This window comes from Streptomyces sp. Root1310, assembly GCF_001426425.1.
Lineage (GTDB): Bacteria > Actinomycetota > Actinomycetes > Streptomycetales > Streptomycetaceae > Streptomyces.
This window is the reverse complement of record NZ_LMEQ01000008.1, coordinates 1-14,802: the sequence shown is the minus strand read 5'-3', so window position 1 is coordinate 14,802 and position 14,802 is coordinate 1. Positions and strand designations below refer to the sequence as shown.

Annotated in this window: 10 protein-coding genes and 2 pseudogenes; 3 read left to right on the top strand and 9 right to left on the bottom strand. The window is 68.5% G+C overall.

All coding sequences use genetic code 11. From position 1 onward, the window contains the following. Nucleotide 1: 1 nt before the first annotated feature. Together ASD48_RS45160 and ASD48_RS41885 are read right to left on the bottom strand one after the other, a co-directional pair. A pseudogene (locus ASD48_RS45160) lies at nucleotides 2-330 on the bottom strand (transposase); the annotation flags it as partial. A gap of 93 nt (nucleotides 331-423) precedes the next feature. Further along, nucleotides 424-683: pseudogene (locus ASD48_RS41885) on the bottom strand (IS256 family transposase); the annotation flags it as partial. Between the two features lie 78 nt (nucleotides 684-761). Between ASD48_RS41885 and ASD48_RS45155 the strand changes: the two are divergent. Together ASD48_RS45155 and ASD48_RS16305 are read left to right on the top strand one after the other, a co-directional pair. Continuing rightward, nucleotides 762-1,163, top strand: a complete 402-nt coding sequence (locus ASD48_RS45155) for a hypothetical protein (protein ID WP_242432619.1) — start codon at nucleotides 762-764, stop codon at nucleotides 1,161-1,163. Between the two features lie 203 nt (nucleotides 1,164-1,366). Next, the gene (locus ASD48_RS16305) at nucleotides 1,367-1,993 is read left to right on the top strand and encodes a hypothetical protein (protein ID WP_157880629.1); all 627 of its coding nucleotides are present in this window, start codon (nucleotides 1,367-1,369) and stop codon (nucleotides 1,991-1,993) included. A gap of 99 nt (nucleotides 1,994-2,092) precedes the next feature. Here the strand turns inward: ASD48_RS16305 and ASD48_RS45150 are convergent, their stop codons facing one another. The 3 genes from ASD48_RS45150 to ASD48_RS16290 all read right to left on the bottom strand — a co-directional run bounded on the left by ASD48_RS45150 (nucleotide 2,093) and on the right by ASD48_RS16290 (nucleotide 6,886). Beyond that, nucleotides 2,093-2,977, bottom strand: a complete 885-nt coding sequence (locus ASD48_RS45150) for an ATP/GTP-binding protein (RefSeq protein WP_242432608.1) — start codon at nucleotides 2,975-2,977, stop codon at nucleotides 2,093-2,095. Continuing rightward, nucleotides 2,971-3,516: a hypothetical protein gene (locus tag ASD48_RS16295; RefSeq protein WP_242432607.1), complete on the bottom strand. Its 546-nt coding sequence runs from the start codon at nucleotides 3,514-3,516 to the stop codon at nucleotides 2,971-2,973. Before ASD48_RS16295 ends, ASD48_RS45150 begins: the two co-directional genes overlap by 7 nt. Nucleotides 3,517-4,378: 862 nt before the next feature. Then, entirely contained in the window at nucleotides 4,379-6,886 is a 2,508-nt protein-coding gene (locus tag ASD48_RS16290; RefSeq protein ID WP_057602372.1) for a PQQ-binding-like beta-propeller repeat protein, read from the bottom strand. A 422-nt stretch (nucleotides 6,887-7,308) separates the two neighbouring features. Between ASD48_RS16290 and ASD48_RS44740 the strand changes: the two genes are divergently transcribed. Next, complete coding sequence (locus tag ASD48_RS44740; protein WP_199875822.1) at nucleotides 7,309-7,482, top strand: hypothetical protein; 174 nt, start codon at nucleotides 7,309-7,311, stop codon at nucleotides 7,480-7,482. Nucleotides 7,483-7,614: 132 nt separating this feature from the next. Here the strand turns inward: ASD48_RS44740 and ASD48_RS16285 are convergent, their stop codons facing one another. From ASD48_RS16285 to ASD48_RS16270, 4 genes are all read right to left on the bottom strand, one after another. Further along, nucleotides 7,615-8,514 carry a replication-relaxation family protein gene (locus ASD48_RS16285; protein ID WP_057602371.1) on the bottom strand — a complete coding sequence of 300 codons (900 nt, stop codon included), beginning with the start codon at nucleotides 8,512-8,514 and terminating at the stop codon, nucleotides 7,615-7,617. A 496-nt stretch (nucleotides 8,515-9,010) separates the two neighbouring features. Then, nucleotides 9,011-12,178, bottom strand: coding sequence for a tetratricopeptide repeat protein (locus tag ASD48_RS16280; protein ID WP_057602430.1), 3,168 nt, complete (start codon nucleotides 12,176-12,178; stop codon nucleotides 9,011-9,013). Between the two features lie 497 nt (nucleotides 12,179-12,675). Then, the gene (locus ASD48_RS44735) at nucleotides 12,676-13,122 is read right to left on the bottom strand and encodes a hypothetical protein (RefSeq protein WP_199875820.1); all 447 of its coding nucleotides are present in this window, start codon (nucleotides 13,120-13,122) and stop codon (nucleotides 12,676-12,678) included. A gap of 494 nt (nucleotides 13,123-13,616) precedes the next feature. Continuing rightward, nucleotides 13,617-14,120 (bottom strand): hypothetical protein, encoded by a 504-nt coding sequence (locus ASD48_RS16270; RefSeq protein ID WP_057602369.1) that lies wholly within the window; start codon nucleotides 14,118-14,120, stop codon nucleotides 13,617-13,619. Between the last annotated feature and the right edge of the window lie 682 nt (nucleotides 14,121-14,802).

The following is a 14,802-nucleotide window of genomic DNA, read 5'->3' as shown; positions in this document are numbered from 1 at the left end:
TGGTGACGTCGTTGCGATTGCCGCCGGTCAGCGACACCGCGAGCGGGATGCCCTGTCCGTCGACGATGAGGTGGTGCTTGCTGTCCGGACGTGCGCGGTCGACCGGGCTGGGTCCGCTTTTGGGCCCCGTCGGGCGGCGCGGACGTGCGAGGAGTCGATCACCGCCCTTGACCAGTCCAGCTGGTCTTTCGACCGTAGCTTCTCCAGCAGCAGCACGTGCAGCTGATCCCAGACGCCGGCCTCGTTCCAGGCCGCCAGGCGCCGCCAGCAGGTCACCCCCGAGCCGAAGCCCAGCTCCTGGGGCAGGTACTCCAGAAACGGCTCGATCAGTGCCCAAAGTTCATCCGACACGATCCACGGTCGCGACTGACGTTTCCCCAGACCAAGGGTGTGCCAACTTAACGGCTGATTTTGGTTGTTGAGTCAGTTGTTGTTCGGGGTCAGGCGGCCTTCGAAGGCGATCTGGAAGGCGTTCAGGGGCGACTTCCAGCGCATGGTCCACCTCTTGCGGCCCTTGCCGGTTGGGTCCAGGCTCATGGAGGGCCGTGTAGATGCACTTCAACGCGACGCCCTTGTTGGGGAAGCGTCCACGGGCGCGGACGGCCCTGCGGAAGATGACCTTGCGTATCTCGACGTCGAAGGAGAGGAAGGGGGCGAACTCGGGCCCAGGCGTTCTCCCACAGCTTGTCTGTCCGGCTGTGGCGGGTGGTGTCGGGGTGTGTCGCTTGGCAAGAAAATCGAACAAGCGATCTAATGCGGGTATGGACGGCACCGACTTTTCCGACGATCTGCTGCAGACACAGCGCGCCTGGAACACGACCTACCGCGCGCTCGCCGCGCCCCGGCCCCGCAACGTCACGGCGCTGCGCCGCCGTCTGCTCCGGCTGTCCGTGCGCCTGTGGTGGCACCCGTACTGGACGCAAGACCGGCCGGCCGGGAGGAGCTGCGCCGCCAGGACCGCGTTCTGGAGCGGCAGCGGTGAACCGGCGGCCGCAGCATCTGACAGCGCGGGAAGAGGAGATCCTCCGCGCGATCCTCCATTCCATCCCGGACCGCGGCTGCGCCGCCCGGCATCGGTGGCCTATCGCCTGGCCAACCTCGAGGAGCGCGGCGCACTGGTCCGTGACGGGCGCCGCTGGCAGAGCTGCCGTCTGAGTGGCTAACCAGGACGACGCAGCGGCGGTGCGCACAACGCATCGGCCAAGCGCAGCGACGTCCTGGGGTTGCCGCGGGTCCGGCTCAACCTGGCGGCCCGCCTGCCGGCCGACGGCAGACTGGATGCTCCGGCCCGATCTGGTCTGTGTCGGTGCGGAGTCCGGTTCCGAATCATGGAACCCAACGTGGGTGCTGTGGTGTCCCGGTGGTCATGGACAGCGCTCTTTGGGCCGCTCTGATCGGGGCGGCCGTCACTGTGATCGTGTGGATGCTCAGCGCCCGGGACGCCGCGCAGCGGACCCTGGCTGCGGAAGACCGGCAGCAGGCCCGGGCCGGCCGCGAGGCGTTGGAAGCGCAGGCGGATGAATTGGTGGCAGCCGTATTGGCGGTCCAGGTGGCAGGAGCCGCGCACGACCATCTGTACGGCAGCTGGAAAGCCCGGGTACCGGCGGCACTGAGCACTGTGGGTGCTCTGGCGGCGGCCTACCTCCGCAACCAGAACAGGGAGCCCACAGCGGCGGCCCTGGTCTCCGGCCATGGGGAGGCGGCCGCCTCCCTCGCGCAGTGGAACCGGGACAGCGCCCTGTCCGCGGCTGGACTGACGGTGCCGCTGACACGCCTCGGCGTGGCCGTTCCACCACTGCTGCGCCGGACCGAACCCGGCATCGCAGAAGCCGCGGGCAAGCTGCTCGAAGCGGCCACCAAGCACTACACGGACACCGCCCGCATCGATCGTGCCCTGGAAGCCTTCATGGAAGCGGTTCGTCCTGCGCTGGCGCCCCCCGCCCCGCCCCGGCGGTGGTGGCAGCGGCGGGCGACTCCCGGCTCAACGCGTTGAGTTGCGGGCCTGACCTGCCATGGACGGAGCTCAGTCAGGCCACGCGGTGTCTGTTCATTTGTCGTCTTCGTCCCGCTCAGGCGTCTCGGCTCCTGGCTGTCAGTTGAGGACCTGGAGCTCCGCGAGAGGGACCTGGACCTGGGTCTGCCGGGTTTCGGTGAGCTGGCCGGCCTGTCCACCGCCGCCCGTGGTCACCTGCCAGTCGATCGTCCAGGTCGACGTTGCGGTGACCCGGTAGCGGCCCCCGGTCTGGTCGGCGGAGGTGCGTGTGTAGGTGTGTCCGCACGTAGGGGAGTCCGACTTGCCCGCCGCCGCGGTGTACGGGGTGCCGGGTCCGGTACACGTCACGACGGCGCCGTCGCCCATCGCCCACACGATCTTCGAGACCTTCGCGGTCGCGGTGACCGTCACCGCGCCTGCCGACGCGCTCGCCGTGTTCGGCCCGTAGGTCGTGGCGCTCAGGTTGACCCACATCCACATCGGCATCCCCACCAGGTACCGCCGCGCTGCTCTCGGGCTGGCGATGTCGGGGCCGGCGAGCTGCATGGAGTCGACGGCTCGCTGCGCGAGGACGGCCGGGTCGACGGTAGTCGCTGCGGGGGGTGGGTCGGCGAGCCACTGGTTGCGGATGATGGTGTTGATGCTGTCGAGGTAGTGGCAGGTCTGTTTGTAGACGGCGCCGTCGCCGGGTGTGTGTCCTTCCCAGTCCAGGGATTCGGCCGGCGGCTGCGGTGCCAGCAGCTCGTACACACACGTCCACGGATTGCTGCTGGCACCACTTGCGCTGCCGCCTTGGGGCTCGCTGCCCGCATGGCCGCCGGTGCTGCCGCTGTCCTGGCCGGGGTCGTCGGCTTCCACCTCGCAGATGAAGACGTCGCACTCCACGCCGCCGCCGGGCCCGTCCGCGAGGGCGGTCGGCGCCGCACCGATGACGGCCAGGGCGGCGAGACCGACGGCGGCCGCCGTGCGGGGGAGGGTCAGCACTTCTTGCCCTGCGGCTCGTCGCGGACGACCCGCCAGCCCTGCGGCCACTTCTCCACCGTGGTGGCGATCAGGTACTTCGTGAGCCGGTTGGCGGGCAGCTCGACGGGCTTGCGGGTGTCGGCGACGACGGGCTGCCACTGGGAGACGTCCAGGCAGCTGGACAGCATCACCTTGGGCGTCTTGCTGTCCAGGTCGGTGCCGGTGACCGCCGACTGCGAGACGGTCACCTTGCCGATGTAGACCCGGTTCCGGGCGTGCGCACGCCCTGCGGCGTTCTCCGCGACAGACAAGGCCTCGGAGGCGGCGTACTGCTTCAGACCTGCGGAGGTGCCCTCACGGTCGGCGTAGAAGGCCTGCATTTCGCCCCAGTAGCCCTGGTAGACCTCGAGTGCGGTCGCCTTCGCCTCGGCTTCCGGGTCCGCCGGCGCGGACGACAAGGGCGCGGCCGACGCCGTGAGGGTGGGGGCGGTGGACTCCGTGGCGGCGGTGTCGTCTCCGCTGCTGCACCCGGCCGCGGCCGCGCAGAGCACCGCTGCCAAGGCGGTGAGAAGGGTGCGGGTGCGAAGCGCTCCGCTGGCTAACGGGCCGGTGGTGGATTGTCTGGTCACGTTCCCTCTCCGTCATGACACGGGTGTGGTGCACGTGTGCAACCGCAAGGCTACGCATATGCCTGCCAACTTCCCAAGCAGCTCAGGGAGTTCACTCCATGCTCATCCGTACCCGGCCGGCACGGCGCCAGGGCGCCAGGCGGCGCGCAGTTGACTCCGTTCTGCGCAGCCGGGCGACCGCCAGCGCAGGCGACAGCGCGTTTTGCAGCCGGGTGGCTGCGCAACAAGCCTGGTCGCTGATTGCGCAGCACCGGGGAGGTGGGCGGCGGCCGTGCTCAGCCAGCTCTCCTGCGCAGTCGGCGGGGCGGTGGCAGGGCACCTGGGGCCGGGGTCTGCGCAGTGTCTGCGCAATGCGCTGACCTGTGGTGGTCGGGCTTGTGGTCGGGGTCCCGGCCTACAGTGGTCGGGCCTGTGGTCGGGGGCATTGCGCAGGCGTCGGGAACAATTGCGCAGACCACCAAGCGCTGTGCAATCGTCCTGCTGCGCAACAGCTACGGCGCTTGAGGGACCATCCAGCCGACCCGATGCTCGGGGTCGCGCGCGGGGCGCCAGACGGCCGCGGCGGGCCGTGGTGGAGGAGGTCGGTCATGGGTGCGGCGAGCACGGTCACCTCGCGCAGGAAGCGGGCGACCGCGGGACGGATCGACCGCACGGCCGGGGCCTGCTGTCACACGCGGTGTCGGTGTACGAGGCGCCCAGGGCGATGCCGGTACAAGGCAACGCCCGGCGCAGAAGCCGGTCTGGTTGTCCAGCAGGTGAGGGTGGGGCGAGGGCGGTGGGCTGGTGGGTGGTGTCAGCGCTGTTGAGCGATGGGGTCAGCTTGGTCTCGACCGTTGGGATCGGTGAAGGTGGTGATGTGGTCGAGGGTGGCGTGGAGGTCGGTGATGGCTGTGCCGCTGGTGGGTGTGGTCCACCGGTGGGTGCCGTTGGTGCGGTTGATGGCGTGGAGCCGTCCGTCATTTCCGCCGATGTAGAGGGTGTTTCCGACGACTTGGGGGTCTGCGGTGATGTAGTCGCCTGTGAGGGTGGACCAGACGCGGGCGCCGGTTGTGGCGTCGAAGGCGCAAAGGTGCCCGTTGCTGCCCGTTGCGTAGACGTGATCGCGGTCGATGGCGGGTGTCTTCCGGGTGAAATCTGCGGGTGCCGACCAGCGGGCGGCGCCGGTGGCGGCGTCCAGTGCGTAGAGCGGTCCGAAGTGGTCGGTGAAGTAGATCAACCCGTTCGCTGCCTGCATGGTCGGTGTCCACATCGGGTACTTGATGGCGGTCTGCCACAACTGGCGGCCGGTGACGGCGTTGAAGCGGCGGATGCGGTACCCGCTGTCCCAGACTGCAATAGTTGCGATGCCGGTTGCCACTGCTGCTTCGAACTTCAGGTCTACCTTCCACCGCGGGACACCGCTGAGACAGTCGATACCTTGCGTTTCTTTATCGCTGACGGTCAGGCAGCTGCCGCTGATTTCCATGAGGAATTCACTGTCGGTGTGCCAGAGCACGGCGCCGGTGTGTGTGCTGAGCGCGGCGGTCACCCGCTCCGTCGTCCCCGCCTCGATGACGACGTACAGGACATCGGATGTCCTGCTCAGCGTGGTGCTGACTACGCCGAAACGATCGGGGTCGGCGCTTGTGGGCCGCAGGTCCGACAGATTCCGTTCCCACTTGACGGATCCGGTGCTGCTGTCGCGGGCCTGGACGACGGCGTCCTCTTGACCGGGGTAGACGGCGTGATCGTCTGCGGCTATTGGCCCCCGCATTCCAAAGTCGACGACGGGGGACGGTTGCCGCCATCGCGTGGTTCCGGTGGCGATGTCCACCGCCCGGATCGTGTTGTAGTCCTGGATGAAGAAGGTGTCACTGGTGACCGCATCGTGGTTGGTGTCGTAGGGGAAGTTGGCTGTCCACCGGACGGGCGGGGCCTGCTCGACAGCTACGACGACATGCTTTCCCGCATGCCTGTCTTGTGAGGCAGGCGGCGTGCGCGGCGGGGGTGCCGCGGTCGTGGCGGTCAGCGCCAGCAGCAGGACAGTGGCCGCGGCGCGCAGCCGGCGGTTTCGCAGAGCGCGGACACCCCGCTGCGTCCAAGTCATACGCCCGCGCTCCACGGCGTCCGCTGCGGCGTCATCCCTGCTGCCCGGCAACGACCCAGAAGCGCCGACCGGCCTGCCGGGGATGTGCCGCGCTCGTCTCCCGGTCAGCCGCCTCTTCGGGGAAGCCGACACCGGCGAGGGGTGCACGGCGGCCGCCGTCGCGGATTCGGCTGCCGGCCGCCCATGCACATGAGTGTCCTCTCCTGGCCCCTCCAGCCTGGACTGATGGCTGGGCGGGGCATTGTCCGGGTTGTCCAGATCCAGGGCTTGGACAACCCAGACCGCGCCTTCGATCACGGTCGCGGACTCGTCGTTTGGAGCCTCCGGCGCTTGAATCCCCAGACGTCGGCGTACGCCCGCGAGCTGCTTGTGGCGTGCCGTCCGCCGGTTGTCGACCGTTTCCAGGAGCGCTTCGTACTCCCACTGCTGAGGCTGCTGATGATCGCCGGTGGTGCGCGGATCATCGCCCGACGCGTCGTCGCTGGCGGTGTCGTGCTGGTCGGCGCCGGAAGGGGCGTTCTGGTTGAGGGCGTGAAGAGCCCGCCGGTAGCTCTGCGCCTGATGGCGGACGTCGGCGAGGAGTACCTCCGCGGACGAACGGTCGAGGAACGCCAGTTCCAACCGCTCCTCGGCCTGCGCGAGCGTCCTGGTGAACCCCTCCAGGTCTCGCTGCACCGCCGCAACCGACCGGGCCTGCCCCAGCGCCTTGTCCCGCTCCGCCTCCAGCTGCGCGCAGCGCTCCTCGAGCGAGGTGATCGTCGCTTCGAGTACGCGGATGGTGCTCTGGTTGTCCAGCAGTGCTTGCTGGACCTCGATGTGGCCGTGCCGTGCGTCGTCCAGGCGGATCTGCAGCTCCCGCACCGACAGACCCGCCCCGCCGGAGGCGACGGCACGGTCCTTTGCCGCAGCCGCGGATGCAGCCGCACGAAACAGCTCCCGGCCGCGTTCCAACTCCCTCGCCTGCCGGGCCGGATCGGTGATCAGGCGGGTGACCACCTTGCGCAGCAGAGGCAGGGGGATCGGCTTGCGGCCGTTGCGGAATTCTCCCCATGTGGCGCGCTGGTAGGTGTTGAACTCAGCGACCAGCTGGTCCAGGGTCCTGCCCGCGGTGATCTGGCGCAGCCATGCTGCCAGGGCATCTCCCTGCGGGCTGACTCCGGCGAGCGGCCCCTCTCGCCGCCCGACCCGCGGCTTCGGCTGCTGACCGTCGGGCATCCCCCACGCCCTCCCGTTCCTCGTCCAGGCGCGTCCACCTCCTACACGCCCGCCCACCTGCCCAGGCGCCTCAACCCCGTCGTGGACAACGATCCTTGCCCCCAGGCTGGTGCTCCACCCTCACACACCACGCACCAAGGCAGTCCCCCATGCACGCATCGCAACAGAACCGCCTGATCCCGACCACTTGCCGCCCGCTATCGATCAACCTGACCGGGATCACGCAGTCCGGCTTTGGGCCACCACTGCACCCTCAGATACCCCACCGCCAGTGAAGACCTTCGAACGGCAGATTGCGCTATCCGCCGCCCGAGGCCGTCCGGTCAGCCGTTCGCCGACCGGCCCGTCAGCCCGAGCCCACTATCTGTGGCCTGGCAGGCCATCTTTCGCTCTCACCGACCAACACAGGGGAATCCACTTCCGTGTCCACACTGGCGCTGCTCGTCGTCCTGCTGCTCGTCCTTGTCGGCCTCCTCGGCGTGGGCGCCCTTACCTATCTCGCCCATCGACACCCGGCCTGGGTGCAGCCGCTACTTGTCGGGCTCGCGGCAGTGACGGCCCTGGCCGCGCTGATCACCCCGGTTGTCGCGCGCTGAGGCCTTGTCTCCAGGCGTGTGCGCAATGCTGTGACCTGCGCTGGTCAGGCTTGTGATCGGGGTTTCGGCCCACCGTGGTCGGGGGCATTGCGCAGATCAACCCAGGTGCGCAATGGCCTGCTGCGCCCCCGTCTACGGCGTCTGGGGGTCCATCCAGCCGACCCGGCGTTCGGGGTCGCGTACGGGGCGCCACACGGCTGCGGCGGGGCCGTGGTGGAGCAGGTCGGTCATCGGTGCGGCCAGCACCGTCACCTCCCGCAGGAACAGCGCTACCGCGAGGTCGACGTCGGCCGCGTGCAGTGCACGCAGACGGTTGTCGATGCCGGCGGGGCCGGTGCCGTCCAGGACGAACAGCAGCCGCGGGAAGAGCGGATAGTGCCGCCGCCACTCCTCCGGGACCGCCTCCATCGTGCGGCGCCGGCCAGCGGGCGCAGGGGTGTACTGGTGAAGGCGGGCGTAGCCGCGGAATTTTGATGCGAGGCGTTCGGGGCCCATGGTCGCCCGGTCGACCTCGAGGAACGCCCGCAGCATCGAACCCCCGCCCCCGTCTCGGCTCCCGCGCTGGTAGTACAGCAACGCGTCCGGGATGACCGCCTCGCCGCCCCCGATGGGATGATGCACCTCGGGCAGGAAGTCCAGCGGCCGGCACACCTCCCCACGACGCCGCGCGTCCAGCAGGAACTGCAACCCCGTCTCGGTGACCGTCAGCGTGTGGCCGACCCGCAGCCGTACGGCGGTCGGGTCCGACACCAGCCGCGGCGGCCGCCGCCCCCGCAACTCCGGCCACTCCAACGCCACCTGCACCCCGTACTGGCTCGGGAACCACACCCGGGTACGCCCCGCCTGCGGCAGGGTGATGCGGTCGACCAGGCCCTCGGTGCGGAGCTTGGCGAGCCTGCGGCGCGTCTGCTCGATCCGCACCCCGGGGGCGATGATCTGGTGCATCTGCTCGGTGGTGGCCATCCGGTACTGCACCAGCACCGCCAACGCCAGCCGGTCCCCGGCCCCGGCATCCACATAGACCTTTGTCATCGTCGGCAACTCCCGCGCGCGTACAGTGCGGTACCGCCCTGCTGCGGTTCCGCGCGTACGACCGAGCGCACCAGCCGGCCCCGACCACACCACCGACCACCAAGGCCCGACCACGGTCACGGTGTGACAACACCGCCCGACCGGGCCGACAACCGGCCCCACACCAGCACCCTGCCCCCACGGCCCCTGACCGCATCACGACAGCTCACCAGACGATTCCCGGCCTGGTCGGCAGCGTGGCATCCCCTCCGCCCGCACCCCTCGCTAGCGCTCCTCGATGAGCGGCCGGCCGCAAGCGCGGACGACGTCGCCACGCGACCGGGTACGGAGCCGTCACGATCAGCCGGAGTCCGGCTCACGACCGTACCTGCTGGATCCCTGGTGACGCTGCTGGCCGTCAGTACCACGGCGGCGGGACCGATCAGCTGGCGCTGCTGTGGGATTACTCGGCCCGCCCACGCCCCTCTGATTCGAACGGCCTGGTGCGGCTGACGGTTCAACCCGAGGTGTGCTCAACGATCAGGTCACGGCACTGCCGCGCACGCTCAGCGACATTCCCCACGGCAGAGAACTCAGCCAGATAGCTCAGTACTTCTGTCAGAGTGTCCGGCGCTGGTTGGGCAGCCAGCAACGCCTCGGTTGCCTCCGTCACAGGGCTTTCCGGTTCGACGAGCAAGGCTCGAAAAAGGCCAAAGACCGCCGTATCAACTTCGTCCAGCGGGATGGAGGACACGAGCAGCTGCTTCCACTGTTCCGCACACGCCTCGAGCCCTCCCTCTACGGTGTCGAGCATAAGCTTCTCGAACCTATAGAAAAGCTCTTCAGGATCCGCTTCCACTGCCCGCTCCAGGTCCACTCGCGCCCTCTCGTAGTGGCCCGCGTGCCGGTGTGCCTTCCCGCGAGATGCGAGTGCCCAGGTGTAGGTGGGGTTGATGTTGAGTGCGGCTGTGAGATCGGTGATGGCCTGGTCGTAGTGGCCGGCCAGGTGGTGTGCTTGGCCGCGGGTACCGAGTGCCCAGGCATCGGTGGGGTTGATGTTGAGTGCGGCTGTGAGGTCGGTGATGGCCTGGTCGTAGCGGCCTGCGCAACGGTGTGTTTCGCCGCGATGGCTGAGTACCCAGGTGTAGGTGGGGGCGATGTCGAGTGCGGCCGTGAAATCTGTGATGGCCTGGTCGTAGTGGCCTGCTTGCCGGTATGCCTCCCCGCGATGGCTGAGTGCCCAGGCGTCGGTGGGGTTGATGTCGAGTGCGGTGGTGAGGTCGGCGATGGCCTGCTCGTAGTGGCCAGCCTGCCGGTGTGCTCTATCACGGGAGATAAGTGCCCAGGTGAGTGTGGGGTCGATTTCGAGTGCGGTGCTGAGGTCGGCGACGGCCTGCTCGTAGCGGCCCGCCTCCTGCTGTGCTTGGCCGCGGGTACCGAGTGCCCAGGCGTCGGTAGGGTCGATTTCGAGTGCGGTGCTGAGATCGGTGATGGCCTGGTCGTAGTGGCCTGCTTGCCGGTATGCCTCCCCGCGATGGCTGAGTGCCAAGGCGTGGGCGGGGTCGATGTTGAGTGCGGCTGTGAGGTCGGTGATGGCCTGCTCGTAGTGACCGGCCTGCCGGTGCGCCTCCCCGCGGGATGCAAGTGTCCAGGCGTCAGCGGGGTCAATTTCGAGTGCGGCGGTGAGGTCGGCGATGGCCTGCTCGTACCAATCCGCCTGCAGGTGCGCTAGGCCGCGGGATACAAGTACCCAGGCGAGTGTGGGGTCGATTTCGAGTGCGGTGGTCAGGTCGGCGATGGCCTGCTCGTGCCGGCCCGCCTGCAGGTGTGCTTGGCCGCGGGTACCAAGTGCCCAGGCGTAGGCGGGGTCGATCTCGAGTGCGGCAGTGACGTCGGCGATGGCCTGCTCGTAGTGGCCGAGCCAGCGATGGGTTTCCCCGCGACGAGCCCAGGCATGGGCATTACGCGCGTTATGCGCGATAGCGCGGCCCAATTCGGTGAGTGACTCCTCCTCCCGGTCACCAAGGTAGAGCTGGATGCCACGGTAGGTATAAGCCCAGCTTCTGATCTCAGCGCTCAGCTGGCTGTGGGAGAGCAGGACACCAAGACAAACGAGCCCAGGCTCGTCGCCGACGAGAGCACCCCGCAGGCGCCTTGACCAGTCGAACAAGCCTGTATCGGCAGTGTCCTGTGCGGCTTGTTCCAGCATCTCGATCCATTGCCGTAACACGGCGGTGTCCTGGCCCGCAGCATGTACCACCTGTTCGAGGGCGGGCGTCAACCCCGTTCCGGGGTGGGCGCACAGCCGGTGGTAGGTCTCATCCAGACGATGCCGGTGCCACTCAGATTCTTTCCACCGTTTGGCTTCGGGGAGCCGTTCTTCAACCGCGGCACGCCAGGCGGCATGAGTGTCAGCGAGCTGCAGATGCGCCGAAGCCCATCTCTGAGGGGAGTGAGTGCGCTCCTGGCGGACCATACTGGCGCGGACCACCGCGTGATACTGCTTGAAGCCGCCGCGGCCGCTGACGAACGGCTGCCCGCACAACCACTCCCACAACCCTTCTGCCCCGGGCCCGGTTGCGGCAGCGAAAACGTCTTCGTTCAGATGCAACGGCAGCGCACACGCGCGCACAGCCTTGCGCTGCTCAGGGTCCGTGATCCACTGCACGAACCGCTCGACCGCCACGTCCACGAGGTCCCCGCCGGCGTCCACGTCCTCCACCGTGTGGGGACGGGCCAGAGCGAGGAGCTCCACAAGCAGCGGCAGTCCCATGGAAAGCCGCAGTACCGCTTCCACCACGTCTGCATCGGTTACACCCCGCGAGGTGAGCAGCGAACGTGTCTCGGTCTCGGTGAAGACCTCCAGCGGCACGTCCGCGACCTGCGCCCGCAGCGGCGCCCACGCCCGCTCCGCGAGTTCGTCCCGGCCGGCCAGCACCACGATGACGTTTGCCGGCACTGCACCGAATTCCTCCTCCAGGAGACTCAGCAGCCACCCGTCGAGGTACCGGGCCGTCTGTTCCCAGGTGTCAAAGAACAGCACCACCCACCGATGCCGACGGCACAGCCGCTCGAGCTCGGTGACGAAAGCCCGGCTCAGCCCCGCCTCGTCACCACGGGCTCCCCTCCGCCGGGCACGAGCTTGGGACGCCGACCGGAGACGGTCCAAGCCCTGCGCCGCGGCATCCGGATCCGCCAGCGCGGTCACCATGCCAGCCCCTGGTATCAGCGACGCAGCTCCCAAAGCGGCCTGGGCCACCACTCGGCTCGACACCGACACCTCACCCTCCACGGGCATCGGCTCCGCCTGCGCAGCCTGCTCCCGCTGGAACTGCTCGACAGCCTTGCCGAACTCCTTGCACGGACCCACCTGCTCCGCCAACTGCCTGGCCAGCTCGACCAAGGCCTGCTGCACGCCGTGGACGTCGTTATCGTCCACGACCGCCGTCACCGCATCCACACGCCGGGCCGCCTCCTGCCACTGCCGCAGCAGCGTCGACTTCCCTACCCCACCCACACCACGCACGTGGAACAAAAACTCCGCCGGATCCTCCTGAGACTGCGGATCCTTCGACAAGTTCTCCGCGAACAGTGCCAACTGCGCCCGCCGCCCCACGAACCGGGCCTTCGCGCGCTGCCGGATCAGCGCACCCCTCGACAGACCCTGATCCCCCGACCCCGGCATCTCTGCACCCCCGTCACTTCGCCCACGCTGCATCAGACGCAGGACATCAGTCTCCGATCCGGGCATCCTGTTTGTCAGCCGAGCGCAAGAGACCGCACCCGCAGGGTGCTTGTGGCGTCTCGCGTACGAGCGAACGCACCTCAGCCAGCCGCCAGAGCCCGATCCCAGTCACGGTGCGACAACACTGCCCCCGACAGGGCTGATATCCCCGCTGACAACCCCGCTCTCAGCGGCACGCACGCCTCTGGCCCGCTCCTGTATCACCGCAGTTCACCACGACGTTTTCCGCGTGGTCGGGAGCCTGACATCCCCCTCAGCACACCCCAACCCCCGGTCCAGGAACAGAAAAGAGAAGCGGGAAGGGACGGGTGGGTGGGCGCGCGGCCGGGGGATCGGGGCGGCTGGAGGCTGGTTGCGCGTCGGCGGGGCCTCCGCGCCTCCGAGCACGGCCCGGAGAGTCCCGGGCACCGGACAGGCCGGAGAGGGCGCAGCAGGGCCTACAAGCCCTCTCCAACCGCGCCTGAGGTCTCCGCTTCATATAGGGCGCGGGCCTCGGCCACGGCACGCTGCCAGCTGCGCGCCACACCCCCGTGCTCTCGAGCCAGACGCGCAGCCAGCCCCCGGCGGGGACCGCCTTCCTCACGCAGCGCGGCCAGCGCCACACTCACCGCCTGCTCCCGCTGACTCCGATCAGCGCTGTAACTGCCCTGCCCGTCACCGGGCTTGCGTCCGGCCGCACCCAGCCGGCCCGTGCCGACGTCCTGCTGCCAGGCAGCCCAGAACGATTCCACCGCCTGCTGATCGAAGTAGTGCGTCGTGCCGACCGTGACCACGATCTCCGGATGCCGGCGCTCCACCGGCTGCGTGTGCCGCTGCGCGTACCACCGGGCCAGCGTCGCCGGAGACGCCCCCGTCAACTCCCCGATCCACACCCGGCTAACCACCCACCGCCCCTCATGCACCCGCCGCGACGGCACCCTCCCCGACACGACCGCCCCCTCCCACACCCGCGCACCAGGCGCAGCACCCATCCGGCACAAGACAACATCCCCTAGGATAGAAGAGCTTCGCTGAGAGAAGCACACCGGCGGGGAATTCCCGGACCAGGTTTGCCGACCTACCGGAAACAGAATTCCCCGCCACCCAAAAACCAAAAACCCGGGGCGCAGCAAACGCCCCTTCCTATCTCATCCCCCCCGCGGAGCGGGTGGCCCGGCGCTGCGCGCCGGGCAAGAGAAAAGCCCCGGCAAGCCGGGGCTTTCAAGACCTGGTTTCCCGCAAGCAGGAAACCAGCGGGGCACGGCGCTGCGCGCCTTCGGCGGGGGCACCGGGCCGTTGGTCCCCGGCACCCCCGCCGCGCGCACCCCGGGACAGCCTGGGAGGGACCGTCCCGGGGCAGGGACGCGGGCCGGGTCGCCATCCGCAGCCCGCGAAGCCGCTACACGATCCGGTAAGCCTGAGGCGGATAGATCGCCTCACCCTCGCCGTCGCCGTCGTCCTCGGAGTGCACGCCCGGAGCATCCACGAACGCCGCCTGCGCACCGTCCCCGACCAACTCCGCCGCCTCAGCGGCACTGCACGCGTTCAGCACACCCCAGGCCAGCCGCCACGCCCGCACGGTGGCCGGGCGGTCCAGCTCGGTCGCGGGGGAGCGCAGGTACATCACCCCGTAACTCAGCGTCTGGGCCAGACCGCACGCCAGCAGGAAGGCGAAGTTGTCGAAGTACTCACCGTCCGCCCCCACCAGGTCGTCAGGGCTGCCGATGCCCTCCACCGTGAGCGGCAGAGCGGCGGACAAAGGCCGCTCCTGCCCCTCCATGTCCACCCCGAGCCGAAGGACGTGCTCACCCGGGGCCAGACCCCCCATGACCCGCGCCAGCACATAGTGTGCTTCGCCCCGGGCCTCGGCGAATACCTCCATCGAAACCGGCTTCAGCTTCATTCGTGTTCCCCTTTTTTGTCCGCTGAGAGGTTCTGAGACCGAGGAAGTTGCCGCTTCTTCGGACACTATTATTCTTCCTCTGTCGAGGGCCCCCTAACCGTTCATTATCGGCCGTCTCGCATGGCCGATAATGAACGCAGAAATATCCAATGACTACTGAAAGGGGCCCAGGCCGGGGCACAGCCAGAATCCCAAAACCTACACACTGCATCATTTGATGCAGTGAAGTGATACCCGAGCGCTCAAGGAACGGTCTCCCCGTCGGTGGAGCGATCGTTACACGCACGAGACGAACCTGAAAACCTGACCCACCGTCATTTCCCCCAAGGATCCGATTACACCCAAGAGAACCTCCGAAACACGGCATGACGACCACTCAGCAACAGTTCACCCCCGACCGGCAGAAGCCCAGGACACAGCAGGCCAGAACCCAGACCCTACACAGCACGCGACATGATGCACCCTCACCCCTCGCTGCCCGGCGAAGCCGGTAGGGCGGGAGCGCAGCGGACGCCCCCGATTCCCGCTTGCGGGAATCGCCCTATCCGTGCTTGCGCGGATAGGCTCGCTCTAGAATTCCGTTTACGGAATTCATTCCCGCGTTTACGCGGGAATCGCATTGCGCTTGCGCAATGCGCGCTCTATGCCCCCGGCTTGCCGGGGGCATTACCCGCTCCGCGGG